Origin of the sequence: Bradyrhizobium sp. F1.4.3 (assembly GCF_040548375.1) — a bacterium.
Lineage (GTDB): Bacteria > Pseudomonadota > Alphaproteobacteria > Rhizobiales > Xanthobacteraceae > Bradyrhizobium.
In genome coordinates, this window is sequence record NZ_JBEPRN010000006.1 from 153756 (window position 1) to 176259 (window position 22504).

General features: G+C 63.1%; 21 protein-coding genes and 1 pseudogene. 10 read left to right on the plus strand and 12 right to left on the minus strand.

Translation table 11 applies throughout. The features are described 5' to 3' along the window. Positions 1-7: 7 nt before the first annotated feature. The 3 genes from puuE to ABIB73_RS19090 all read right to left on the minus strand — a co-directional run bounded on the left by puuE (position 8) and on the right by ABIB73_RS19090 (position 1719). On the minus strand, positions 8-943 hold the full coding sequence (gene puuE / locus ABIB73_RS19080) for an allantoinase PuuE (protein ID WP_354226220.1): 936 nt from the start codon (positions 941-943) through the stop codon (positions 8-10). 1 nt (position 944) lies between these two features. Next, complete coding sequence (locus ABIB73_RS19085) at positions 945-1358, minus strand: DUF3830 family protein (RefSeq protein WP_354226222.1); 414 nt, start codon at positions 1356-1358, stop codon at positions 945-947. 82 nt (positions 1359-1440) lie between these two features. Next, a complete protein-coding gene (locus ABIB73_RS19090; RefSeq protein ID WP_354226224.1) occupies positions 1441-1719 on the minus strand; it encodes a hypothetical protein in 279 nt (92 codons plus the stop codon). Positions 1720-1750: 31 nt separating this feature from the next. On the opposite strand from ABIB73_RS19090, the gene ABIB73_RS19095 reads away from it, so the two are divergent. Further along, entirely contained in the window at positions 1751-2161 is a 411-nt protein-coding gene (locus ABIB73_RS19095; protein WP_354226226.1) for a hypothetical protein, read from the plus strand. Between the two features lie 19 nt (positions 2162-2180). Here ABIB73_RS19095 and ABIB73_RS19100 read toward each other — a convergent pair whose 3' ends face one another. After that, a complete protein-coding gene (locus ABIB73_RS19100) occupies positions 2181-2573 on the minus strand; it encodes a hypothetical protein (protein WP_354226228.1) in 393 nt (130 codons plus the stop codon). A gap of 285 nt (positions 2574-2858) precedes the next feature. Between ABIB73_RS19100 and ABIB73_RS19105 the strand changes: the two genes are divergently transcribed. Beyond that, positions 2859-3116, plus strand: a complete 258-nt coding sequence (locus ABIB73_RS19105) for a DUF2798 domain-containing protein (RefSeq protein ID WP_354226230.1) — start codon at positions 2859-2861, stop codon at positions 3114-3116. A 160-nt stretch (positions 3117-3276) separates the two neighbouring features. Next, positions 3277-4073 (plus strand): annotated as a pseudogene (locus tag ABIB73_RS19110) (MFS transporter); the annotation flags it as partial. A gap of 17 nt (positions 4074-4090) precedes the next feature. Here the strand turns inward: ABIB73_RS19110 and ABIB73_RS19115 are convergent. The 4 genes from ABIB73_RS19115 to ABIB73_RS19130 all read right to left on the minus strand — a co-directional run bounded on the left by ABIB73_RS19115 (position 4091) and on the right by ABIB73_RS19130 (position 8761). Then, the gene (locus ABIB73_RS19115; RefSeq protein ID WP_354226232.1) at positions 4091-5401 is read right to left on the minus strand and encodes an alpha/beta hydrolase; all 1311 of its coding nucleotides are present in this window, start codon (positions 5399-5401) and stop codon (positions 4091-4093) included. Between the two features lie 120 nt (positions 5402-5521). Continuing rightward, on the minus strand, positions 5522-7309 hold the full coding sequence (locus ABIB73_RS19120; RefSeq protein ID WP_354226234.1) for a chloride channel protein: 1788 nt from the start codon (positions 7307-7309) through the stop codon (positions 5522-5524). A gap of 12 nt (positions 7310-7321) precedes the next feature. Further along, positions 7322-7975, minus strand: a complete 654-nt coding sequence (locus tag ABIB73_RS19125; protein WP_354226236.1) for a class II aldolase/adducin family protein — start codon at positions 7973-7975, stop codon at positions 7322-7324. Between the two features lie 159 nt (positions 7976-8134). Next, positions 8135-8761: a MarC family protein gene (locus ABIB73_RS19130; RefSeq protein WP_354226238.1), complete on the minus strand. Its 627-nt coding sequence runs from the start codon at positions 8759-8761 to the stop codon at positions 8135-8137. 105 nt (positions 8762-8866) lie between these two features. Here ABIB73_RS19130 and ABIB73_RS19135 point away from each other — a divergent pair, with 105 nt between their 5' ends. The 3 genes from ABIB73_RS19135 (at position 8867) to lon (ending at position 12443) form a co-directional block, all read left to right on the plus strand. Continuing rightward, complete coding sequence (locus ABIB73_RS19135; RefSeq protein WP_354226240.1) at positions 8867-9472, plus strand: YciE/YciF ferroxidase family protein; 606 nt, start codon at positions 8867-8869, stop codon at positions 9470-9472. A gap of 185 nt (positions 9473-9657) precedes the next feature. Beyond that, positions 9658-10041, plus strand: a complete 384-nt coding sequence (locus ABIB73_RS19140) for an Hsp20/alpha crystallin family protein (RefSeq protein ID WP_354226242.1) — start codon at positions 9658-9660, stop codon at positions 10039-10041. An 8-nt stretch (positions 10042-10049) separates the two neighbouring features. Continuing rightward, positions 10050-12443 (plus strand): endopeptidase La, encoded by a 2394-nt coding sequence (gene lon, locus ABIB73_RS19145; RefSeq protein ID WP_354226244.1) that lies wholly within the window; start codon positions 10050-10052, stop codon positions 12441-12443. Positions 12444-12673: 230 nt separating this feature from the next. Here lon and ABIB73_RS19150 read toward each other — a convergent pair whose 3' ends face one another. From ABIB73_RS19150 to ABIB73_RS19160, 3 genes are all read right to left on the minus strand, one after another. Next, entirely contained in the window at positions 12674-12976 is a 303-nt protein-coding gene (locus ABIB73_RS19150) for an HU family DNA-binding protein (protein ID WP_195803191.1), read from the minus strand. Between the two features lie 281 nt (positions 12977-13257). Continuing rightward, entirely contained in the window at positions 13258-14490 is a 1233-nt protein-coding gene (locus ABIB73_RS19155; RefSeq protein WP_354226246.1) for an acetyl-CoA C-acetyltransferase, read from the minus strand. Between the two features lie 330 nt (positions 14491-14820). Beyond that, positions 14821-16281, minus strand: coding sequence for a GH1 family beta-glucosidase (locus ABIB73_RS19160; RefSeq protein ID WP_354226248.1), 1461 nt, complete (start codon positions 16279-16281; stop codon positions 14821-14823). A 1165-nt stretch (positions 16282-17446) separates the two neighbouring features. On the opposite strand from ABIB73_RS19160, the gene ABIB73_RS19165 reads away from it, so the two are divergent. From ABIB73_RS19165 to ABIB73_RS19180, 4 genes are all read left to right on the plus strand, one after another. Then, positions 17447-17662 carry a hypothetical protein gene (locus tag ABIB73_RS19165; RefSeq protein WP_354226250.1) on the plus strand — a complete coding sequence of 72 codons (216 nt, stop codon included), beginning with the start codon at positions 17447-17449 and terminating at the stop codon, positions 17660-17662. Positions 17663-17702: 40 nt separating this feature from the next. After that, positions 17703-17891: a hypothetical protein gene (locus tag ABIB73_RS19170; RefSeq protein ID WP_354226252.1), complete on the plus strand. Its 189-nt coding sequence runs from the start codon at positions 17703-17705 to the stop codon at positions 17889-17891. Positions 17892-18043: 152 nt separating this feature from the next. Next, complete coding sequence (locus ABIB73_RS19175) at positions 18044-18676, plus strand: tyrosine-type recombinase/integrase (protein WP_354226254.1); 633 nt, start codon at positions 18044-18046, stop codon at positions 18674-18676. Positions 18677-19442: 766 nt separating this feature from the next. Further along, positions 19443-19844: a VOC family protein gene (locus ABIB73_RS19180; RefSeq protein WP_354226256.1), complete on the plus strand. Its 402-nt coding sequence runs from the start codon at positions 19443-19445 to the stop codon at positions 19842-19844. Positions 19845-19926: 82 nt separating this feature from the next. Here the strand turns inward: ABIB73_RS19180 and ABIB73_RS19185 are convergent, their stop codons facing one another. Then, the gene (locus ABIB73_RS19185; protein WP_354226258.1) at positions 19927-22407 is read right to left on the minus strand and encodes a TonB-dependent receptor; all 2481 of its coding nucleotides are present in this window, start codon (positions 22405-22407) and stop codon (positions 19927-19929) included. Between the last annotated feature and the right edge of the window lie 97 nt (positions 22408-22504).

Consider the following 22504-nt stretch of genomic DNA (forward strand, 5'->3'; position numbering starts at 1 on the left):
TACTCCCTCACCCGATCTCGAATGCGTCAGCCGCGAGATGCGCGAGCTTGTCGTGCCAATGCTGCGCGATCTGCAACCGCGTCGGCACCCAGACGTGCTCATGCTTGCCAATGTAATCCAGGAAACGGATCAGCCCCGCCGCGCGGCCGGGCCGACCGGCGAGCCGGCAATGCAGGCCGACCGACATCATCTTCGGCGCAGTCTCGCCTTCGGCGTATAGCACGTCGAAAGCGTCCTTTAGATAGGTGAAGAACTGCTCGCCCTCGGCAAAGCCTTGCGGGTTGATGAAACGCATGTCGTTGGCGTCAAGCGTGTAGGGGACGATCAGCTGCTTGCCGTTGGCGCCCTTGACCCAATAGGGCAGATCGTCGGCATAGGAGTCGCAGAGATAGAGGAAGCCGCCCTCCTCCATCAACAGACGGTTGGTGTTGATCGAGGAACGGCCAGTGTACCAGCCAAGCGGCCGCGAGCCGGTTGCCTCGGTGTGGACGCGGATCGATTCGGCGATCTCGGCGCGCTCCTGCGCCTCGGTCATGTCCTTATGCTCGATCCATTTCAGGCTGTGGCTCGCGATGTCCCAGCCCGACTCCTTCATCGCCGCGACGATTTCCGGATTGCGCTTGAGCGCGGTGGCGACACCGAACACTGTGGCCGGCCACTTCCGCGCGTTGAACATCCGCCACAGCCGCCAGAAGCCGGCGCGCGAGCCATATTCGAACATCGATTCGATATTGGCGTGGCGCTGGCCCGGCCAGGGCTGCGCGCCGAGCACGTCGGACAAAAAGGCTTCCGAGGCGCGGTCACCGTGCAAGATGTTGTTTTCGCCGCCTTCCTCGAAATTGACCACGAACTGCACCGCGACCCGCGCGTTGCCTGGCCACTGCGGATGCGGCGGGTTGCGGCCGTAACCGCGGAGATCGCGCGGGTAGCGGGGATCCGGCAAATCAGGCTTCCTCGAGGCGGATCGGGAGAGCGCCCTTCCACAGCACGCTCTTGCCGAGCGTCGCCAGATTCTCCAGGCCCGAGGTCAACGTGATGAAGTGATTGCCGGCGAGCTGGCCCATCTTGCTTGCAAAGTGCACGCCGCCATAGGCGAGCAGGATCTCGGTCTCGCTGATGCCGCCGGGATAGAGGATGATCTGGCCCGGCGAGGGATAGCTCGTGTGGTTCTCGTAGCCGACGCCGAAGTCGAGGTCGCCGAGCGGCATCCACACTGCCTCGCCGCTCCAGCGCACATGGATGATGTGGCTTTCGAAGGGTAGCGCTTTACGGAACGCAGCGACGGTCTTGGGTGCCAGTTGCTCCTCGAAGCGGGCATCGAAGCTGAAATCACCGGCGCGGATAACGAGTTTGCTCATCTCTTCTCTCTGGATCGGGGCCCCACGGGGAACTTTCAGGCAAAGAGCATTCCAGAGGGCTTCGCGCAAGTGGCGCGGCCCATCACCGGCGGTCGTAGGACCAGCCGAGAATGCCGCTTCGGCGCACCTCCGGCTCCGGCTCGGCCGCCGGTGCGGGCGCCTCCTTGAGTTCCGCCTGCGGCGGGGGCGAAGGCGGTGCCGGCAGGCTCTCGCATTTCATGGAATAGACCAGCTTGCTATCCGCGGTGCGCCCGATCGGCGCGCAGGGGTCGGGATGCGCCGCCGAGGTCTTCGGAGTGAGCTTCACCTGCGCCGCGGCCGGCGAGGCAATCAGCAGAAGGACCAGCAGATATTTCGACATCGTTGTCGCCTAAATCGTCAATTCGTCCCCATTGAACCGGATTGCGCGGGTCAAGTCCATCGGACCCTCGGGGACGATTGCCGAATATTTAGCCGAGATCAAAAAATTTGCTCGCCCCATCGTGATGGCAGTGACGGTGATATTCGGCAGGACGCATCGCCATGTCAGCCGCGACGACGAACACATGTCTCAAAACCGGGACGTCGTCACGGGAGAAACAACAATGCAAAAGACCTTCACCATTCTCGGCGCCACGCTGGTTGCCGCCATCACCATTCAGGCCGCCGCCGCAAGCGACCGCCACCACGTCCGCAAGGCGCACCCCGCCCCCATCACCCAATCGGTCCGCGACTCCAACGCCGCCATCTGGCCGTCGCAGCCGACCGAGCTGGACTACTGGCGCTATACCAACGGCGCACTGTCGGCGCCGGCGGGCCGGTGATGTCGAGGCGACCTACCGGTCAATACTGCTGATAATAGCGCGGGCCACCGTAATATGGCCCGCCGCCATAGCCGTAGCCGGGATCGTAATAGGTCCGCGGACCGCCATAGTAATAATTGTTCTCGTAGTACTCGCGGCGCTGGCTCTCGGCAATCGCACCGCCGATCAAACCTGCGGCCACGCCCATGAAGGCGAGGCCGGCGGCGTTGGGTCCGCGGCGATAGTATCGGTGACGGCGAGCGGCGCTGAAGTCGGTCACGTCTGACGACGCGAGGGTCACTGCGGCGCTGGAAGGTGTCGCGGGCGAAGCAGCGGCAGAGGGGGTTGCAGAAGCGGCGGCGAGGGCGAGGCCGGCCAGCGCGGCCAGCGCCGAGTTGCGGCTGATTCTGGAATTCACGGGCCTATCAGTCATCTGACCGTCCTCTGTTCTCGCGCCAGTGAGACATATGCAAACAACGTCCAATGACCGCTGAAATGGTTTCATGATCGCGGCAATCTGCCACGCTTCGAACGATTGTAAACCGAACGACCAGATGCAGCTTGAACTACTCAACCTGAGCGGCTAGTGAACGGGCGCGCCGTTTTTCGGTCGCCGTAAGCGTTTCACGTGAACCAACGCATCAACCGACGCCGTCGGGATCGATGCCATTTCAGGGTTCAACGTGACTGACGCGTCCTTTTCCTCAAGAGAAATCAGATGATTGCGGTTCGCAAACTGCCGGCGCGCTATGCGCCGATCGTGATGCCATTGGTGCTGTCCATCCTCATGACCGCCGTGGTGTCGGTCATTTCGACACTCAGGAGCCTCGGTGCAACGTCGGCGTTCCTTGCGATCTGGCCGGGCGCCTGGGCGCTGTCGTGGCTCGTCGCCTTTCCCACACTGCTCGTGGTGCTGCCAATGGTCCGCCGGATCGTCGCCTGCCTCGTCGCAGCCCCTCCTCAACCAGGCCGATAGGCGGCGCGGACGGCGACGCATGAAGCCCGCCGTCCCGCTTCCAGATTGCTCAACACCTTGGATCAAGCTTCCACATTTCCATCTTCACCCGTCGTGCTGTCGCGACACCGTCCATTGCTGCTCTACATCGCCTCGCGAACCCTGTCGGAATTCTTCTACCACGTTGCAACGGGCGACCGCGCTGGCGACCGGCGCCTGGCAGGTCGCCAGCATCGGCGGCCCCGCCATCGGCGGGCTCGCCTATGCACTCTCGCCGGGCGCGCCGTTCGTGCTGTGGCGGTGCTGTCGCTGCTTGCGAGCGGCCTTAGCGGCTTGATCCGGGTCGAACGGACTGCCACTTCCGAGCACGAAAGTCTCGACGGTCTCTTTGCCGGACTGCACTTCATCCGCAGCAATCCTGCAATCCTCGGCACGATCTCGCTCGACCTGTTCGCGGTCCTGCTCGGCGGCGCCACCGCGCTGCTGCCGATCTATGCCAAGGACATCTTGCAGGCCGGCCCCTGGGCGCTCGGCGTGATGCGCGCCGCGCCCGCGGTCGGCGCGCTGCTGATGACCGCCGTGATCGCGCGCCATCCGATCACGCGGCGCGCAGGCCTGCGGATGTTCCAGGCGGTCATCGCCTTCGGGATCGCGACCATCGTGTTCGCGCTGTCGCAGACCATCGGGCTCTCGATCATCGCACTTGCAGCGATGGGCGCAGCCGACACGATCAGCGTTGGCGTCCGCGTCGCGCTGGTGCGGCTTGCGACGCCCGACGCGATGCGCGGGCGCGTCGGCGCCGTCAACTTCCTCTTCATCAACGCCTCCAACCAGCTCGGCGAATTCGAGAGCGGGATGGCGGCGGCCGTGCTCGGCGCGATGCCGGCGGCAGCGCTCGGCGGGATCGGTACCATCGCCGTCGCGCTATTGTGGATGCGGCTATTCCCAGTGTTGCGCGAGGTCGACCAGCTGGAGTGAACGCGGCCATACAACGCCTAGGCCCGGTAGCTCCAGTATTTCCGGAGCGCGTCGCCCGCGACCTGGAGGTCGAAGCGCTGGTCGGGCGCGAGTTGCTGCATGATCAGGTTGAACATGTCGTTCAGGATCGAGCGCTTGTCGCCGAAATAGGAATGGCGCAGTCCGACCAGGCTGGTATCGACCAGCGACGCATCGATCGTATCGACGCCGTCGACGACCAGCAGCGCCTCGCCGGCCTCGCCCGCCCTTGGATAGCCGTGCACGAATTTCGAGGCCAGCAGCGCGACGTCGCGAGACGAGGCATAGAGCGTGAAGCGCGCGGCGCAGCCCTTGAATTTCGCGGCAAGCTGGACGAAGCGATCGCGGTCGATGTCGGGCGCGGCAAAGATGACCTGACCCAGCGTGGCGGCGCCGGCCGGCAATTGCCAGGTCGTGACGCGTTCGAGGGTGTTGACCAGCGCGCGGTTGCCCATGCTGTGGGCGATGATGTGAACCTGGCGGGCGCCGATTTCGCTCAGCGCAAGCTGGAGAAACGCCTCGAAATGGTCGCGCGACCATTCGATCGTGCTCTCGTCAACGGTGTACTGCTTCGTATCCGCCGCAGACGCCCAGCTATATAGCAGCGTCCGGCCGGCGAATTTCAGGTCGACGGAAATCTGCGCGGCCCGCCGCGCCGCATCCTCGAATGACACGTTGAAGCCGTGCACGAAGACGAGGACGTCGCGCTCGTCGGCCGCGGCAAGCGAGTCCGCGAGACTCGTGACGAAAATATGCCGGACGAGCGGCCCGACCGTCTTGAGGATGACGTGCTTTGCCGGATCGGCCGCAAATTCGAGACGCCACCAGCTGGGACTGGTCAGTTCGCCGAGATCGCGCCCGCGCGTGGGCACGCTGACCTCCGCGATCCCGAACGCCAGCGCCCCGCGCTCGCCTCGAAAATAGTTCGCCGGCGTGTCGTCGCCCCGGGCGCGATCCGTGCCGTAGAAGACGGGAATCGTGACGATGCCGGTCGCCTCGTCCGCGCTCGGCCGAACGATCTCCGAAACCAAGGGCGGCGACACGCGGCCACGGCGCACCACAATCTCCTTGGTGGCGGCTGGTTCCGGCATGGCGTGTCGGACGAGCTCCGCGGCAGGCGCTTCAGCAAGCAGACGCCGAACCAGCGCATCGAGCCCGCGGCGAAGCTCACCAAGATCCTCGCCATGACCGGCGCGCCCGGCAAGCCCCAACAATTCATCACGATAGGCCGGCCATTTGCCGCCGAGCAAAGTCTCCAATTGCGGCCCAAGGTCGAGCAAGGCAAGCAACAGGCGAAGTGTGTCGGACATCGCACGTCCCTCGTCGCTGAGGGCGCCAAAGCGGTCGCCCGTTCGTCTCTAGCCTAGAGGTTGTGGATGATGCGACAAGGCCGTCGCGCGTGCAAGCCTCGCGTTGCCGGCGTACGCCCCTTATGACAGCGCGCCCAGCACGCCGCGCGTGGCCTTGTCGATCTCCTCGACGTAGCGACGGCGGGCGAAGGTCTCCGTCAAAAAGCCGACCACCTTGCGGCTGTCAGTGGAATCGACCACCGCCAGCATTTCGGCTTCCGCTTCGTCAAACACCGCCATTGCCGACTTCACGTTCATTTCCGGGATCAGCACGATGTCGATCAGGCGCGCCAGCTCGATGACCTGGATGTCGTCGGCGATTGTGTCGAGATCGCTGGAGAACAAATCGGGCAGCAGGACGAGGCCGACATATTCATCCGCATTGTTGACGATGACGATTCCTGGCCGCGAGCCCAGTACGAATTCGCGCCTGGCGGCGGCGATCGTCGTCGTCGACGGCACCTTGCCGACGTCGGAGCGCATCAGGCGCTCGACGGTGAGGTTGCGCAGCCAGCCGACGTCGTTCGCACTGCGGATGGTCTCGCCGCGCAGATGCAAGCGCCAGGTTGAGAACGAATGGCCGAACATGAAGCGGACGCAGATCGAGGTGACGATGCAACCGGCGAGCACCACAGCGGTGACGTCGACGTTGCGGGTCATCTCGAGCACCAGGAACGACATGGTCAACGGACCGCCGACGATCGCGACGCCGAGGGTCGCCATGCCGGTCAGCATCGCGACCAGCGGATCGATCACGAAGTTCGGGCTGATCAGCAACAGCACCGCGGCGAAGAACTTTCCGATCAAACTGCCGACGAACAGCGAGGCAAAGAACAGACCGCCGCGGAACCCGGACGCGAGCGAGATCAGGCAGGCCGTCACCTTCAGGGCGATGATCAGCGCGATCAGGCCGATCGTCATGTCGTGAAACAGATCGAGCACCATGGCGCCGTGGCCGGCCGCCAGCACCTGCGGGGTAGCGATCGCAAAGCCACCGACGATGAGGCCGCCGATCACCGGGCGCAGCCAGATTGGCAGCCAGGCAAACAGGCGCTCGAACATCGATGACGAGCGCATCACGGCGATGCCGACCCCGCTGGTGACGAGCGCAAGCCCGATCAGCGCCAGATATTGCTCGACGCCGACCGCGCTGACCTTCGGTATTTCGAGGGAGTACGGTGCGCCGCCGAGCCATTGCGCCGTCAGCGCGCCAGCGAGCGAGGCCGCGAGGATCGGCGCGGCGCTGCCGACCGAGTAGACACCGACGATCAGCTCGCAGGCGTAGAACGCGCCGGTGATCGGCGCGCCGAAGGCCGCCGCGATCGCCGCAGCCGCGCCGCAGCCGACGATCAGGCGGAGGTCGTTGCGGCGAAGGTTGAAGAACTTGCCGAGCAGCGAGGCGATGCCCGAGCCGATCTGGGTATAGCCGGCTTCGAGGCCGACCGAGGCGCCGCAGCCGTTGGAGATCAAGGTCTGGCTCGACACCACCACGCTGTCGCGCATCGACAGATTGCCGCCGCGTAGCGCATTGGCCTCGATCGGGTCGACCGCGCTCGATAATTTCAGCCGCCGCCGCCACCACTCCATGATGCCGAGCGCCAGCCCGCCAAGCGCGGGCGCAATCAGCGCCGCCCAGGGAGTGACGCGCGTATTGGCGGAGAGGCGAACGTCGATGGGAATGCCGTAGATCACGACGTGGGCGATCTGCGCGATCTCCGCCATCAGCGTCACGATGGCGCCGGCAAGCGTTCCGATCACGAGCGCGAGTGGGATCAGGTAGAACTCGTTGCTGCGCAAAAGCGCGCGCAGCCGAACCATGACGCGGTTCGAGCCCTTCCGATCGACGATATGTCTGATCCGCGCAAACACCGACTGCTCGCCCTACCCTTCCGACATGCCGTAGCCGGCCATGCGCTGGCGGACCCGCTCGATCTCGGCGCTCGACAGCAACGGCGGTTTGCCGATCTGGAGACAGCCGTGATACTGCCGTGCCAGCGTCTCGACCTCGACGGCGAGCCACATTGCCTTGTCGAGCGTCTTGCCGATCGCGATCATGCCGTGATGGTCGAGCAGGCAGGCAAGCCGGCCCTCCAGCGCCCGCACCGCGTGCTCGGAAAGCTCCACTGTCCCGAAGGTCGCATAGGGCGCGCAGCGGATGCTCTCGCCGCCGGCGGCTGCAACCATGTAATGCACCGGCGGGATGTCCATGCCCATGATCGCCAGAATAGTCGAATAGGCTGGATGGGCATGGACCACGGCGTTGACGTCATTCCGCGACTTGAGGATGTCGCGGTGGAAGCGCCACTCGCTCGACGGCTTCTGAGCGAGCGCATGGGTGCCGTCCATCGCCATGAAGACGATCTGGTCCGGCGTCATTGCGTCATAGGGCACGCTGGTCGGCGTAATCAGGAGCCCATTTCCAAAACGCACGCTGACGTTGCCCGAGGTGCCCTGGTTGATGCCGAGCGCGTTCATGCGGCGGCAGGCGTCGATGATGGCCTGTCTCTTGTCGAGTTCGTCCGCTGTCATCGACATCTCGAATTCCTGGCGATGCGCATTCCTTGAGTGGGGAAGTACGTCAAAGCAATGCGGCAGTGCAAGAGAAAGCGGGCCGGATCGCGCGCCGTCTCGCCGACACTCCGGGATACCAGTAAATATCCCGTAAAATCAACAAACTAACGGATTACCGCAGCTCTATGACAGGCTCGCCCGGACGGCCGCGATCCCGTTGATCACGAACTGCACCGAATAGGCAGCGAGCAGCATGCCCAGCACGCGCGACAGCACCGCATTGCCGGTGCGCCCCAAGGTCCGCGCGATCAGGCTCGCGGAGACAAAGCAGAGCATGCAGATCAGGCAGACCGCGAGGACGACGGCGATGATGATGGCGAGCCTCGCCCCATGGCCAGCATCGCCCGTCAGCAGCAGCGTGGTCGCGATCGCGCCGGGGCCGGCCATCATGGGGATGGCCAGCGGAAACACCGCGACATCGGAGGCATGCTCGGAGGTCGCCTTGTCAGCCTCGCGCGCCTCGCGATGCGGGCGGTCGCCGAAGATCATCTGGTAGGAGACGCCGAACAGCAAAAGCCCGCCGGCGATCTGGAACGCAGGGATGCCGATCCCGAGCTGGCGCAACAGCCAGTTTCCGATCAGCGCAATCACAACCAGGATCGAAGCCGCGATCAGCGGGGCGCGCAGCGCGACCGTCCGCTTGACCTTGTCGGGCATGCCCCCGGTCGCGGCAAGGAAGGCCGGCGCGAGGCCGACGGGATCAACCACCAGCAGCAGCGTCACGAAAGCGGACAAGGCAAGGTCGAGCATGCGGATAGGTCTCACGCGAGGTGCAGCCGCAATCCATAACGGCTCGACGCAGCCTTCGCGAGGAACATTTGCCCCTGCCGAGTCTTGGTCGCGCGAGGATTGAGGATGGGAACGCCTTCCCTTGCCCCTCAAGAGGAGGATTTATGGGCCAAACAAGCGAAGAAACGCGCAACCAAGAAGACCGCGGCGCGCCCCACGCGTCAGGCGCCGAAGCTGCTGAGCGACCTGTTTCTGGAAACGCTGAAGGACATCTATTACGCCGAGAACAAGATCATCAAGACCCTGCCCAAGATGGCCAAGGCCGCGCATTCGAAGGATCTCGCGGCCGCCTTCAACAAGCATCTGCGCGAGACGCAGGGCCAGGTCAAGCGGCCGGAGCAGACCTTCAAGATGCTGGGCAAGCCGGCGCGCGGCAAGCCCTGCGATGCGATCAACGGCATCGCCGACGAGGGCGCGGAGATCATGAAGGACTTCAAGAACGCCCCTGCCCTCGACGCCGGCCTGCTCGCCGCGGCGCAAGCCGTCGAGCACTACGAGATCTCCCGCTACGGCACGCTACGCACCTGGGCGAAAGAGCTCGGAATGCCGGATGCGGCAAGGCTGCTCCAGGCGACGCTGGACGAGGAACAGGCGACCGACCGCACACTGACCGAGTTCGCCACCTCCGTGATCAACCTCGAAGCTGAAGACGAGTACCGCGCCGCGGCCTGATGCCGTGCGCCTGCCCCATTGCTGCCTTCGGCGTCGCGGAATATCTCCGCGGCGCCGAAGCGTTTGCAAGGGCTTCTTCCGGTTCGAGGGGCCAGGCATGCACCGAACGCGCCATGCTGGATTTCCGGGGAACCATCCCCATATGCTGTTTTTCCAATCGCGGCGTCTTCCTCCGAGTTTTGCCCATGCAACCGAAAAATCCCCTCGACTGGATGCTGTCCGAAGCCCTGGACTCGTTGACTCGCGCCGACCGGCTGCGCCAGCAGTTCGGCCGTCAGGAAGCCTGCTGGGAGCCGCCGATCGACGTGCTCGAAACCGAGCATGAGCTCCTGATCCTGGTCGCGCTTCCCGGCGTCAATCCCGACAATGTCGAGACGGTGATCCATGACGGCGTGCTCATCATCTCCGGCCAGCGGACACTGCCGCCGGAGCTTCGCAACGCCCGCATCCACCGGCTCGAGCTGCCGCAGGGCCGCTTCGAGCGGCGCATCGCGCTTCCCCTTGGCCGTTACGCCATCAGCCGCTTCGTGATGGACGGCTGCGTCGCACTGCGCCTCGCCAAATCCTGAGGTCGATCATGGCCACCGAACAGATGAATAACGCCGAGACCAATTCCCAAAACAATTCTGACGTGAAGATCCCCGAGGACGCGCTGATCATCATCCCCGTGCGCGAGATGGTGCTGTTCCCCGGCGCCATTGCGCCGATCGCGATCGCGCGGCCGAAGTCGATCGCCGCCGCGCAGCAGGCGCTGCGCGAGCAGCGGCCGATCGGCATCGTCCTGCAACGCAGCCCCGAGACCGACGAACCCGGGCCGGACGACCTCTACCGGGTCGCGACCATCGCCAACATCGTGCGCTATATCACCGCGCCCGACGGCACCCATCACATCGTCTGCCAGGGCGTGCAACGCGCCCGCATCCTCGACTTCCTGCCCGGGACGCCGTTCCCGGCCGCGCGGATCCAGCAGATTCCGGAACCGACCACGAGTTCGCCCGAGATCGAGGCGCGCGCGCTGAACCTGCAGCGCCAGGCGATCGAGGCGATCGAGCTGCTGCCGCAGGCGCCGCCCGAGCTGGTCGCGATGTTCCAGAACACCACCGCGCCCGGCGCGCTGGCGGATCTGGCGACCTCCTTCATGGACATCAAGCCGCAGGATAAGCAGGAGGTCTTGGAGACCATCGACCTCGCCTTGCGGGTCGAGAAGGTGTCGAAGCATCTGGCCGAGCGGCTGGAAGTGCTGCGCATCAGTAACGAAATCGGCCAGAAGACCCGTGCGAGCTTCGACGAGCGGCAGCGCGAGGCGATCCTGCGCGAGCAGATGGCGACCATCCAGCGCCAGCTCGGCGAAGGCGACGGCAAGGCGGCCGAGGTCACCGAACTGACGGCTGCCATCGCCAAGGCCAAGATGCCGCCGGAAGCGGACGCGCATGCCAAGAAGGAGTTGCGCCGCTACGAACGCATGCCGGAAGCTGCCGGCGAAGCCGGCATGGTCCGCACCTATCTCGACTGGCTGATCGAGCTGCCCTGGGCGCTGCCCGAGGAGAAGCCGATCGACATCAAGGAGGCGCGTCGCATCCTGGATGACGATCATTTCGGCCTGGAGAAGATCAAGAGCCGGATCATCGAGTATCTGGCGGTGCGCAAGCTCGCGCCGCAGGGCAAGGCGCCGATCCTGTGCTTCGTCGGTCCGCCCGGCGTCGGCAAGACTTCGCTCGGACAATCCATCGCACGTGCGATGGATCGCCCGTTCGTGCGCGTCAGCCTCGGCGGCGTGCATGACGAGGCCGAGATCCGCGGCCACCGGCGGACCTATATCGGCGCGCTGCCCGGCAACATCATCCAGGGCATCAAGAAGGCGGGTTCGCGCAACTGCGTCATGATGCTGGACGAGATCGACAAGATGGGCCGCGGCGTGCAGGGCGATCCGTCAGCTGCAATGCTGGAGGTGCTCGACCCCGAGCAGAACGGGACGTTCCGGGACAATTACCTGGGCGTGCCCTTCGACCTGTCGCGCGTGGTGTTCATCGCAACCGCCAACATGCTGGACCAGATTCCCGGTCCGCTGTTGGATCGCATGGAGCTGATCAGCCTCGCCGGTTACACCCAGGAAGAGAAGCTGGAGATCGCGCGCCGCTATCTGGTGCGGCGGCAGCTCGAGGCCAACGGCTTGACGGCCGACCAGGCCGAGATCGAGCCGGAGGCACTGAAGCTGGTCGTCAAGGGCTACACCCGCGAAGCCGGCGTGCGCAATCTGGAGCGCGAGATCGGAAAACTGTTCCGGCATGCCGCGGTGCAGGTCGCCGAGGGCACGGCTGCGAAGGTCGTGGTAAGCCCGAAGGACATCGCCACCGTACTCGGCCAGCCGCGTTTCGAGGGCGAGATCGCGCAACGCACCAGCGTTCCCGGCGTGGCCACCGGCCTTGCCTGGACGCCGGTCGGCGGCGACATCCTCTTCATCGAGGCGACGCGCGTACCCGGACGAGGCAATTTGATCCTGACCGGACAGCTCGGCGACGTCATGCGTGAGAGCGTGCAGGCGGCGCTGACGCTGGTGAAGAGCCGCGCCACGCAGATCGGCATCGATCCGTCGCTGTTCGAGAAGAGCGACATCCACGTTCACGTTCCGGCGGGTGCGACCCCGAAGGACGGACCCAGCGCGGGCGTTGCGATGTTCACGGCGCTGACGTCCTTGCTCACCAATCGTACGGTGCGCAGCGACACCGCGATGACCGGCGAGATCTCGCTGCGCGGCCTGGTGCTCCCCGTGGGCGGCATCAAGGAGAAGGTGGTGGCCGCCGCCGCGGCCGGGTTGAAGCGGGTGATGCTGCCGGCGCGCAACAAGCGGGACTACGACGACATCCCGCAGAGCGCGCGGGACAACCTCGAATTCATCTGGCTCGAGCGCGTCGACGAGGCCATCGCCGCAGCGCTCGAACCGGCCGAGGCCAAGGTCGAAGCGGCGGAGTGATGCGATGAGTGAACTATTGAAAAGAGCGAAGAGGTCGCGGAAAGCGCAGCGCCTGCGCCAGTTGCTCGATCGCGCAATCGACCGGGTTCGCGACACGCTGGCGTCACCAGAACCGCGGCTTCAGCCGGTTCCGGTCCGAATTAAACGCCGCAAGGGCTGATCCCCTCCGTATCAACCCTCGCGGTCGCTCAAGACAAAAGGCCCCCTCTCACGAGGGGGCCTTTGCGTTCTTAGGCCACAGCGTCCTTGGCGGCCTTGACCGGGCGGGCGCGGACGATCTTCCGGGCCGGCTTGGCCTTGAACATCATCTCTTCACCCGTGAACGGGTTGGTGCCCTTGCGCGCCTTGGTCGCGGGCTTCTTGATGACCACGAACTTGGCGAAGCCCGGCACCAGGAACAGGCCGCTCTTCTTGAGCTCCTTGTGGCCGACATCCGTGAGCGTCTCCATGACGTTCTTGACGTCGCGCTTGGAAAGCTCGGTGGCGGTCGCAATCTTTTCGATCAACTGCGATTTGGACATTTGGGTTGGCATCGTGTCTCCTCTGATTCGTTGCCGGTTGCATATTAGACCAACCGTTGAAGGCCTATAGCCTTCTGCACAGTTTTGTCGCGGTTTTACGGGCTTTTTTGGCCCTCTATGGCAAAAAACCCTGCTTTTTAGCTGCTTCCGGAGCGGAAGGAGCCTTGGGCAGCGGATTTTGCCTTGTTTCAAAGGCCCGCAAGCAACCTTGCTAAAGCTGATTCGCTGCTTTCGACAAGCGACGACCGGCCTCTTTGTCGGAGGCCGGTCGCGATTCACCCTGAAAAATAAGGCTAGATCCGCTCGATGATGACCGCAGGCGCCATGCCACCGGCGGCGCACATGGTGACGAGACCGCGCTTGAGGCCGCGCCGCTCGAGTTCGTCGAGCACGGTGCCGATCAGGATCGAGCCTGTGGCGCCGATGGGATGGCCGAGCGCGATCGAGCCGCCGTTGACGTTGACCTTGGCGCGGTCGAGCTTGAGATCGCGGATATATTTTTCCGCAACCACCGCAAAGGCCTCGTTGATCTCGAACAGATCGATGTCATCGATGGTCAGCCCCGCCTTCGCCAGCACCTTGCGGGTGGCCGGCACCGGCGCGTTCAGCATCAGGGTCGGCGAGTCCCCCATGTTTGCCATCGCAACCACGCGGGCGCGCGGCTTCAGGCCATGCGCCTTGGCGTAGGCGGGCGAAGCCAGAAGGATCGCCGCGGCACCATCGACGACGCCGGAGGAGTTGCCGGCGTGGTGCATGAAGTCGATATCGAGGTCAGGATATTGCTGCAGGATCAGGCCACGATACGTCGTGCCTTTGTCGTCGAGCGCATAGTCGGCAATCGCGGGGAATGCGGGTTTGAGGCTGCTGAGGCCTTCCATCGTGGTCTGTGGCCGCGGATACTCCTCATGGTCGAGCGCCAGGCTGCCGTCTTCGCGGTGAACGGCGACCAGGCTCTTCTTGAAGTGGCCGTTCGCCATCGCATGCGCCGCACGCTTCTGGCTCTCGAGCCCGAGCGCATCGACGTCGTGGCGCGTGATGCCTTCCAGCGTCGCGATGGCGTCGGCGCAGACGCCCTGATGCGATTGCGGATGCCGGGCACGCAGGCGCAGATTGCCGCTGTCCATCATCATCGGGCCGCCGCCGCGACGTCCCTCCATCGACATCATCTCGCAGCCGCCGGCAATGACGAGGTCTTCGGCGCCCGCCATGATCGAGGCCGCCGCCATGTTGACGCTGGTGATGCCGGAGCCGCAGAAGCGATCGAGCGTTACCGCACTGGCGCGCACGTCGTAGCCGGCGTCGAGCGCCGACATCCGCCCGAGATCGCCGCCCTGGGTCGCGACCTGCGCGCTACAGCCCCAGACGATGTCGTCGACATCGGCAGTGTTGATCCCGGTCCGATCGGCGAGCGCGCGCAGCACGGTCGCGCCCAATTGCTGCGGATGAATGCCGGACAGTGCTCCCTTGCCGGCCTTGCCGACGCCTCGGGGTGTCCGGCAGGTATCGATGATGAGTGCATCGGTCATTGGCGTTGTCCTCTTTTTATGGATGTTGAGGGCGTTGTGAATCAGGGAGAGAGCGGAGTCAATGCAGGCTGTCGAGCACCCTCTTTGAAAAAAACTCGAAAACAACCCCATGCAAAGTAGAAATGCGGGTGACGGATGAGGCGTGGCTGCGGTCGCGAAGCAATTGACACGTCGGGCAAAACCGCGGCAATCGCGCAATTTCGCGGTGGGACCATGGATACGGCAACAGATGGACGCGCGGAGAGTCCCCCTCACCCGGTTTGTCCGCGTGCCGCGTAAAATCCGGCCTCCCCCCGCAAGCGGAGAGAGGCGAAGAAGCCACCGCCTGAGCTAGGCCCCCGCAGCGTTGTTCGCGATCACGTTGCGATAAAAATCCGCGCTCAGCTTCGGCGTACGCACCTGCGTGTCGAAATTGACATGGTAGAGGCCAAAGCGCTTGTTGAGCCCGTAAACCCATTCGAAATTATCCATCAGGCTCCAGAGGAAATAGCCGCGCACCGGCACGCCTTCGGCGGTGGCGCGCTGGAGCTGCGCGAGGTAGTTGCGCAAATACATGATGCGGTCGGTATCGTAGATCTTGCCGTCGGGCGTGACCTGGTCGGCGCCGGAGGCGCCGTTCTCGCTGATATAGATCGCATCGGTCTTCCAGATCTTGGCAGCCAGCTTTGGCACCCAGTAGATCGTCTCGGGGCCGACGCGCAGCCAGTCCGAATTCATGTGCGGAAAGGATTTCGGGATCGGCAGCGGCGCGAAGCCGGCGCCCTGGTCGGACGGCACGATGTAGTGCTGCGGCGCGTAGATGTTGAGGCCGAGGAAATCGACCGGCGAGGAGATGATCTTCAGTTCAGCGTCGGTGTATTTCGGCGCGTCGGCACCCGCGAACTTCAGGAACGCATCGGTATAGCGGCCCTCCATGATGACGTTGAGATAGCCGGCGTTCATCTCGCGCAGCGCGATTGCCGCGGCGCGGACATGCTCGGGCGTATCGATCGCGGGAATGCAGGCATCGATGTTCTCGGCCGGACCCACCCGCGTGCCGCGGCGCCCATGGGCGCGCACCGCCTGCACCGCGAGCCCATGCGCGAGCGCGCTGTTGTGCCTGACCTGGTTGACCTCCGCCTGCGGGAGCGTCAGGCCCGGCGCGTCGATGCCGATGCCATAGCCGAAATAGACGAAGCGCCCGCTCTCGTTCAGCGTGAACACGTTCCTGACACGATCGGTCAGGTGTTTTGCGACATAGGCCGCGTAGTCGCCAAAAATCTTGCAGGTCTCGGTCGAGCGCCAGCCGCCAAAGCGGTCCTGAAGCGATTGCGGCAGGTCCCAATGGTAGAGCGTCAGCCACGGCTCGATGCCGTTCTTGAGGAGCTCGTCGACCAGGCGGTTGTAGAAGTCGAGCCCTTTCGGGTTCGACTTGCCGTCGCCATCCGGAAACACTCGCGGCCAGGCCACCGAGAAGCGATAGGCCTTGCAGCCGAGCTCCTTGATCCGCGCAATGTCGTCCTTGTAGCGATGATAATGCTCGTTGGCGCGCTCGCCGCTGCTGCCGTCCTCGATCTTGCCGGGGATGCGGACGAAGTTATCCCAGATCGAGACCCCTCGCCCGTCTTCGTTGACCGCGCCCTCGACCTGATAGGACGAGGTCGCGGTGCCCCAGAGAAAGCCCGGCGGGAAGTTGCTCGCGCTACGCTGTGTCGAAGTCGGTTTGGCCTCTGCGTCGAGAGGGCCTGCGATTCCGGCTGCGGACAGTCCCGCAATCTTCGCGAACTGGCGACGCGAGACGTTATTCGACATTGACGCTGACCCGAGATAGTTGTTGCAGCGGCACAATGGCGGGTTACGGGCGGTTTGAACAGCAGGGCGCCGAGGACTGATGCAGAATGACCGTTCGCGACAAACCGCGCTCCCTTTTGTGAGCGACCAGTCGACGCAGAGGGCGTGAGAAATCAATGGCCCGATCTATGAAGATCAGCATCTGCGTTCAGCAGGTACATCCATCGCATGAAGATGTCTGGTTGTGGTCACGGCAGACATGGTGACAACCTCATCGGCAGGTATGAACCAATAGCGGAAGTCATCATAGGACGGCCGCGCGGCAAGCCGCTCCAACAGCAAGAGCACTACGATCGATCGAGATAGATCGAACATTGGTGCGCGACGCTGAACGGACAGGGCTCACCCTTGCGCACCTTGTGGCCGCGCACCTCGATCTGCAGCCAGCCATCGCGACAGGCGGTGCAGCTTCCGCAGCTTCTGGGGATGCGCTGGTTCAATATAGAAGCCCATGCCTGCCGAGCGGCCGCATGTTGGTTCGGCTCGGTTTGGCGCTTGGATTCAGTGGCCGAGCGAGTCGCGCCGCCCCCGGCGGAATGCTGCGCGCGTTGCACCGAACTCACCAAAGGGATTTGGATACATGTTTCGGGAGTCACACAGCTGGCAACCATTTGGCCCCCAAGGCTGGGTCGCCGCGATGCCGCAGAGCGGCAGCGCCATGCGCTCGGCGATGCTGGGCGGCACCGGCTGTTGGCCACCCTCACAATAGCGAGCGATCGCAGAACCACTAGTCGAAAGCGCGAGCACCAATCCAGTAACGAGACACCTCACATTCGCCTCCTCTTAGTTCGATTCTATCAACGATAGAGCTGGTCGAGAATGGTGGCAATCAACCGTTTTTTAAGATCGAACTCATCGAGCGCCTTTCGCCGAAATGCCGTCCCGGACGTTGCGTAAATCTGAACGAGGCAGGGAGCTGAGCCCTCGAAGTCCGGTCTGCCCGATACAGCAGACCTGCGCGGCTTTTCCAACCTCTTCGCCTTCGGGCCAGAAGCGGAAGCAATCTTTGAAGTACTCAAGATTGAATAATTCTCTTAATGCATCCATAAGGTAGCTAGGCTAGTTGCGATAGATAGCTTTAATCGTTAAACTAGAGAGACCTAGGGATCGCACTGGGATTGAGTGGATGGGCGAGCGGTCGGGAGCACCACAGACTGAAAGAGATGCCGAGAAGCTCGGTTTGAAGGAGCTTAACGGCTGGATCAATATTGCCGAATTTCGCGCGACCAAATTGAAGCTTTCGGCGTCACTTAAGAAATCCGCAATGAAGCGGCTAGTCTGGCTCGAAGAACAGCGCGAAAAGCTTCATGGCGTGCCAGCACCTAAGCGCAGGCGCTTCTGATTTTATCGAACTGTCCGTTCCGGCTCAGCAGAGACGTCGAATGATCAACGTTGGATTGCCCGTCAAATCCTACATTACCGAGCGTCTGGCTGAAGGAGGCTGGCGTGTCACCGAACGCGGCGCCGATCTTACAGACATTCCTGTCGCGGATTTTGTGTCACTTCGCGACGCGGAAGAATGGGTGAACTGGAAACAGGGCCTCCCGAGGCTCAACCCGTATGCCGATTGATCACTAAGCGCGCGACTTCAGCTACGGGTCAAAGTCGGTCCACTCATCGCTCGAATTGGACGCAAGTATGTCTCCAATCGTCTGAAAGCGGACGTAGAATTGGAAGGGCTCGGGGTTAAAAATGACCAACCTCACGAGTTGAGGAGGTCAACATGACCGATATTCTGAGCGCTACGCCTGCCGTCTTGAAATACACTCCGTGGAATAAGGGGAAGATCGTCGGCGCGAAGCCGCCGCTCCGTCCGAAGCACGTCTGGTCAATCCGAACCAAGCTCCAGGTCGAAGGCCGGATGCGCGATCTGGCGCTGTTCAACATCGCCATCGACAGCAAGCTGCGCGGCTGCGACGTCGTAGCCTTGAAGGTCGATGACGTTGCGTCGGGCGGATATGCTGCCGACCGCGCGACCGTCCGCCAGAAGAAGACCGGCCGACCAGTCAAGTTTGAATTAACGGAATCGACCCGTCAGGCGATCGATGACTATCTGCGGGTGACCGGCAGAAAGTCAGGCGAATACCTGTTCACTGGCCGGCGGCGGACCGGACACATGACGACCCGCCAGTATGCCCGCCTTCTATCTCACTGGATCGCTAACATCGGACTTGACCCGTACCTATTCGGGACGCATTCCCTACGCCGGACCAAGGCGACCTTGATCTACCGGCGAACCGGCAACCTGCGCGCCGTGCAGCTCCTTCTGGGGCACACCAAGATCGAGAGTACTGTCCGGTATCTGGGAATTGAAGTCGACGATGCGCTCGCAATAGCAGAGCAGGTCGACGTCTGAACTGCGGGGCGGAGCGGACATGCTCTGCCCTACTTTTTATGCCCGCTCGGGGCCACGAGCGGTCCCTGCGAGCTATTCGCGTCGGACGCGTTGATATGCAAGGCACTCGGTGGACCATCCATCATATTGAGATTTGCTGATCGGGAATGAAGCGAGCCGAAGTTTGCCATCGTCCGCTGAATAAATGGTCACGGTGTACTCCCGACCGCTTTGATCAGGCGTACAAGGAAAGGCGATGTACCTTCGGTGTTCGCTGCGCCGGCCTAGGAGAACGTCGAGCACTTGGCCGGCTTCAGCTTTGCCTCTGAGAACTTCAGTGATCTTCAGACGGGTGAAAAATATATCGTCGGTACAACCCTCGCAGTGTCGGCCGCCCATCCATATTGGGCGGAGTTGCAAGCGAACTTTCGCAACGACAACATCCTTACTCTCGGGAGGCAAATTGTTCAGCGCCTCCGCGAGAGTGTCTGGCGCCCCCTCTGCAAAGTACGCAACAGGCGTGTTGTTCTCCGTCGCCGCAGAATGCGGTGGACTGCCAATGATTGCGCTCATCATCGCAGCGATAAGAGCTAGACTTCGCTTGTCGGATTTCATCTACCCTGCGCAACCTAGGGGTTGTAGTGACAACCTAGCCCAATTTTTAGAAGTTGAACAGATGATGTCCGCTTTGGGTCACAAGCAGCCCTCGACCGGACGCGCACGGCATGTGGGCTATGGGCCAGAAGCGGCGGTTGCCGGGCACGAGATCTCTTGATAGAATTTGATCATGATGTCGGTAAGCACTCACCTCATGTTTCAAGGCGGCAAAGCGCAAGCAGCGGTAGACCTGTACGCGACTGTCTTCCTCGGCTTCGCGGTTGTTTCCGTGGAAAAGTATGGGCCGGGCGATCCCACTCCTGGCCTCGTAAAAATTGCCAAGATCAATTTTCACGGGCACCCGTTGATAATTATCGACAGTCCGGTACCGCACAAATTTGATTTCACGCCCTCGATGTCCTTGTTCGTCGATTTTGACCAGACTGCGGACTTGGATCGAACGTTCAATAAGCTTGCCGCTGGCGGTGAGGTGAAGATGCCATTGGGCGACTATGGGTTCAGCCCGCGATTTGGATGGCTGACCGATGTCTTAGGTGTCTCTTGGCAGCTCAATCTGCGAAAGGCCCAGTGACCTTTTGGGTCAGAACCAGACATGAAGCACTGCTGCGAGGTCCGCTTTGCGTCAACGGCGGACGTCCGCGCCTCGAACGTGTCTAGAACGTCACCCGCGCACCCGCGTAGAACGCGCGCGGCCGGGCCGGGCTCAGCGAGCGCGGGTCGGTGAACTGGTTTCCGCCATTGGCGAAGTTCGGCAGCGCGGTGGTGTCGAAGAAGGTGCCGTAGGTCGAATAGCGGTTGTCGAAGATGTTGTCGACCTTGCCATAGATCTGGAGGTTCTGGGTGACCTGATAGGAGGTGTGCAGGTTGAACACGGCGTAGGACGGCAGCTTGGGCGCCTGATTGGATTCGTCACCGACATAGTACTGGCTCGAGACCCAGAGCGCGTCGCCGCCGACTTTCCAGGCGTCGGTGACGGTATATTCGATACCGGCCTTGATGCGATGCCGCGGGACGTTCGGAATCTGGTTGCCCGGCGAGATCTGGATATTGCCGTCGGCGTCGGCAAACGGGCTGTTCGAGCCGACCTGAAGTGCATCGAGGAAGCGGGCATCCACAAAGGCGTAGCTGGCGTGGACTTGAACCGCATTCGACTTGAGACTGACCTCGGCCTCGATGCCTTGCCGGCGGGTCGAGCCGATGTTCTGGAAATAGCCAAAGCCTTGAAGACCGGGAATCGGGATTGCAAGGATGTCGTCATAGTTGGTTGCGCGAAAGCCGCCGATCTTCCAGCCGAGCTGCCCGATGTTCAAGTCCTTGGTGCCGCGAAGGCCGGCTTCCACGGTCTTCGAAACGACCTGCTTCAACGACGGATCGGAGACGAGGAAGGCTGCGATGAGGCAGGGATTGGCGGGATCGGCGCAACCAAGCTCGAGCGGCGTCGGCACGCGGTTGGCTTCCGAATAGCCGGCATAGGCGGTGAGCTCCGGCGTGATCTTGTAGGTGCCGCCGATCACGGGATTGAAGCGATCGTAGGTATGATCGCCGTTCAGCGCAGTCCCGAGCTGATCCTCCAACGTGACGCGCGCGGCGTTGTACCGGCCACCACCCGTAATCGCGAAGGCGTCCGTCACGTTGAACGTATCGAGCGCATAGAGGCCTTGATACTGGTTGACGGTGCGCAGCGACACCGGGCCGATCGACGTCGGATTGCCCGACTGGCCGAGGAAGACGCCGCTGCCCGTGACGACGTAGTTCTCGCCGACCGTCCCAAGCTCGGAGCTTGCATCGAAATGCGTCACGCTGGCGTCGTAGCTGGCACCGAGCACGAGACGGTTCTCGTGCCCGAGCAGCTGATCGCTGTTGGTCGCCTGTCCGGAGATGCCGAACGTGCTCGAACGCGTCGTGGTACGGTCGATCTCGCCGAGCACCGCGCCCGCCGGGAAAGGATTGGCGAGCTGGGCGCCGTTCAGGCCGAAGGCCGGCGTGGTATCGTCGCCGAAACACAGGAATCCCGCCGACGCGCTGCAAGGCTGGGCACCGGTCGGGTTGCCGTCCTGGGTGTTCTGGTTAAAGCCGCGCACGTGCGCGGTGCCTTCGAACGTCCAGGTCGGCGTCGCCTCGACCTTGCCGGTCAGATTGATGTAACCGACCTGGTTGGTATGGGTCTGCGGCGTGGTATAGGAGGCCCCCCAATATTGCTGGAGCAGTTCGTTCGGAACGGTGCTGGGGCCAGCCAGATCGTTGTCGGCAACGCCCATGTTGACGTGAAACTCGTTGCCCTCGAAGCGATAGCCGACGTCGCCGTAGAAGCGGCGGATGTCCGACGATGAGAAGTTTCGGAAGCCGTCGTCATGTGCGCCTTCGAGCGCGCCATAGACCGCCCAGTTGTTGTCGATCCGCTTGCCCCACTGCGCCGAGCCCTGGATGCGGCCGAACGAGCCGCCCATCATGTCGATCTCGGCGCCCTGATAGGTGAAGCCGTCCTTCATCAAGAGATTGACGGCGCCGCCGAGCGCGTTGAGGCCGAAAGCGGGGTTGTTGGTGACGACCGTTGCCGACCGGATCGCCGCGGTCGGGATCACATCCCAGTTGACGGCGTCGGAGAAAGCCTCGTTGATGCGCACGCCGTTCTGGTAGACAGCAAGGCCCTGCGGTGTGCCGGCCAGGGGCGAAGCGACGTAGCCGCGAAACTCGATGTTGGGCTGGAACGGATTGCCAGTGACCTCGCTGAGGTTCACGCCGGGCACATATTGCTGAAGCGCGTCGGCGATGTTCAACGACCCCGTGCGCTTGATCTGGTTGGGATCGACCGCGTTGACGCTCGCCGGAATCTTGTCGACATCGATGCTGCCGGACGCACCGGGCGAGGTCGGGTAGACGTAGATTCTGGGCTTGGGCGTCGCACGGCTCGCAGTTCGGGCCGGCGTCCGCAACGGCGCGCGCCGTGGGGTCGGCTGCGGCGCCACCACCTCGATCGCGGGCAGGTTTTGAACGTTGGTCTCCTCGTCCTGCGCGGCATCCGCGCCGGCCGCGAAGAAGATTCCAGATACCAGCCCCGTCGATACCGAGGCGATCAACAGCCTTCGCGTGCCCAGCCTTCGCTCGCCCATCCCCGGCTCGCCCATCCCTGCCATCCCACTCGTAACCACCGGCTGTTGTGTTTTTCGCCGTTCGGTCGAGACGAGTGTAATCGGCCGCGGCACACGCACCAGCCACAAAAGGTCGGGCGAT

What these genes read in the sequence shown, in the direction of transcription:
- ABIB73_RS19085 (WP_354226222.1), bottom strand. Translation starts at nt 1,358, where the DNA reads ATGAGCAAACTCGTTATCCGCGCCGGTGATTTCAGCTTCGATGCCCGC.
- ABIB73_RS19090 (WP_354226224.1), bottom strand. Translation starts at nt 1,719, where the DNA reads ATGTCGAAATATCTGCTGGTCCTTCTGCTGATTGCCTCGCCGGCCGCG.
- ABIB73_RS19100 (WP_354226228.1), bottom strand. Translation starts at nt 2,573, where the DNA reads ATGACTGATAGGCCCGTGAATTCCAGAATCAGCCGCAACTCGGCGCTG.
- ABIB73_RS19105 (WP_354226230.1), top strand. Translation starts at nt 2,859, where the DNA reads ATGATTGCGGTTCGCAAACTGCCGGCGCGCTATGCGCCGATCGTGATG.
- ABIB73_RS19115 (WP_354226232.1), bottom strand. Translation starts at nt 5,401, where the DNA reads ATGTCCGACACACTTCGCCTGTTGCTTGCCTTGCTCGACCTTGGGCCG.
- ABIB73_RS19125 (WP_354226236.1), bottom strand. Translation starts at nt 7,975, where the DNA reads ATGTCGATGACAGCGGACGAACTCGACAAGAGACAGGCCATCATCGAC.
- ABIB73_RS19130 (WP_354226238.1), bottom strand. Translation starts at nt 8,761, where the DNA reads ATGCTCGACCTTGCCTTGTCCGCTTTCGTGACGCTGCTGCTGGTGGTT.
- ABIB73_RS19135 (WP_354226240.1), top strand. Translation starts at nt 8,867, where the DNA reads ATGGGAACGCCTTCCCTTGCCCCTCAAGAGGAGGATTTATGGGCCAAA.
- ABIB73_RS19140 (WP_354226242.1), top strand. Translation starts at nt 9,658, where the DNA reads ATGCAACCGAAAAATCCCCTCGACTGGATGCTGTCCGAAGCCCTGGAC.
- lon (WP_354226244.1), top strand. Translation starts at nt 10,050, where the DNA reads ATGGCCACCGAACAGATGAATAACGCCGAGACCAATTCCCAAAACAAT.
- ABIB73_RS19150 (WP_195803191.1), bottom strand. Translation starts at nt 12,976, where the DNA reads ATGCCAACCCAAATGTCCAAATCGCAGTTGATCGAAAAGATTGCGACC.
- ABIB73_RS19155 (WP_354226246.1), bottom strand. Translation starts at nt 14,490, where the DNA reads ATGACCGATGCACTCATCATCGATACCTGCCGGACACCCCGAGGCGTC.
- ABIB73_RS19160 (WP_354226248.1), bottom strand. Translation starts at nt 16,281, where the DNA reads ATGTCGAATAACGTCTCGCGTCGCCAGTTCGCGAAGATTGCGGGACTG.
- ABIB73_RS19165 (WP_354226250.1), top strand. Translation starts at nt 17,447, where the DNA reads ATGGGCGAGCGGTCGGGAGCACCACAGACTGAAAGAGATGCCGAGAAG.
- ABIB73_RS19170 (WP_354226252.1), top strand. Translation starts at nt 17,703, where the DNA reads ATGATCAACGTTGGATTGCCCGTCAAATCCTACATTACCGAGCGTCTG.
- ABIB73_RS19175 (WP_354226254.1), top strand. Translation starts at nt 18,044, where the DNA reads ATGACCGATATTCTGAGCGCTACGCCTGCCGTCTTGAAATACACTCCG.
- ABIB73_RS19180 (WP_354226256.1), top strand. Translation starts at nt 19,443, where the DNA reads ATGATGTCGGTAAGCACTCACCTCATGTTTCAAGGCGGCAAAGCGCAA.
- ABIB73_RS19185 (WP_354226258.1), bottom strand. Translation starts at nt 22,407, where the DNA reads ATGGCAGGGATGGGCGAGCCGGGGATGGGCGAGCGAAGGCTGGGCACG.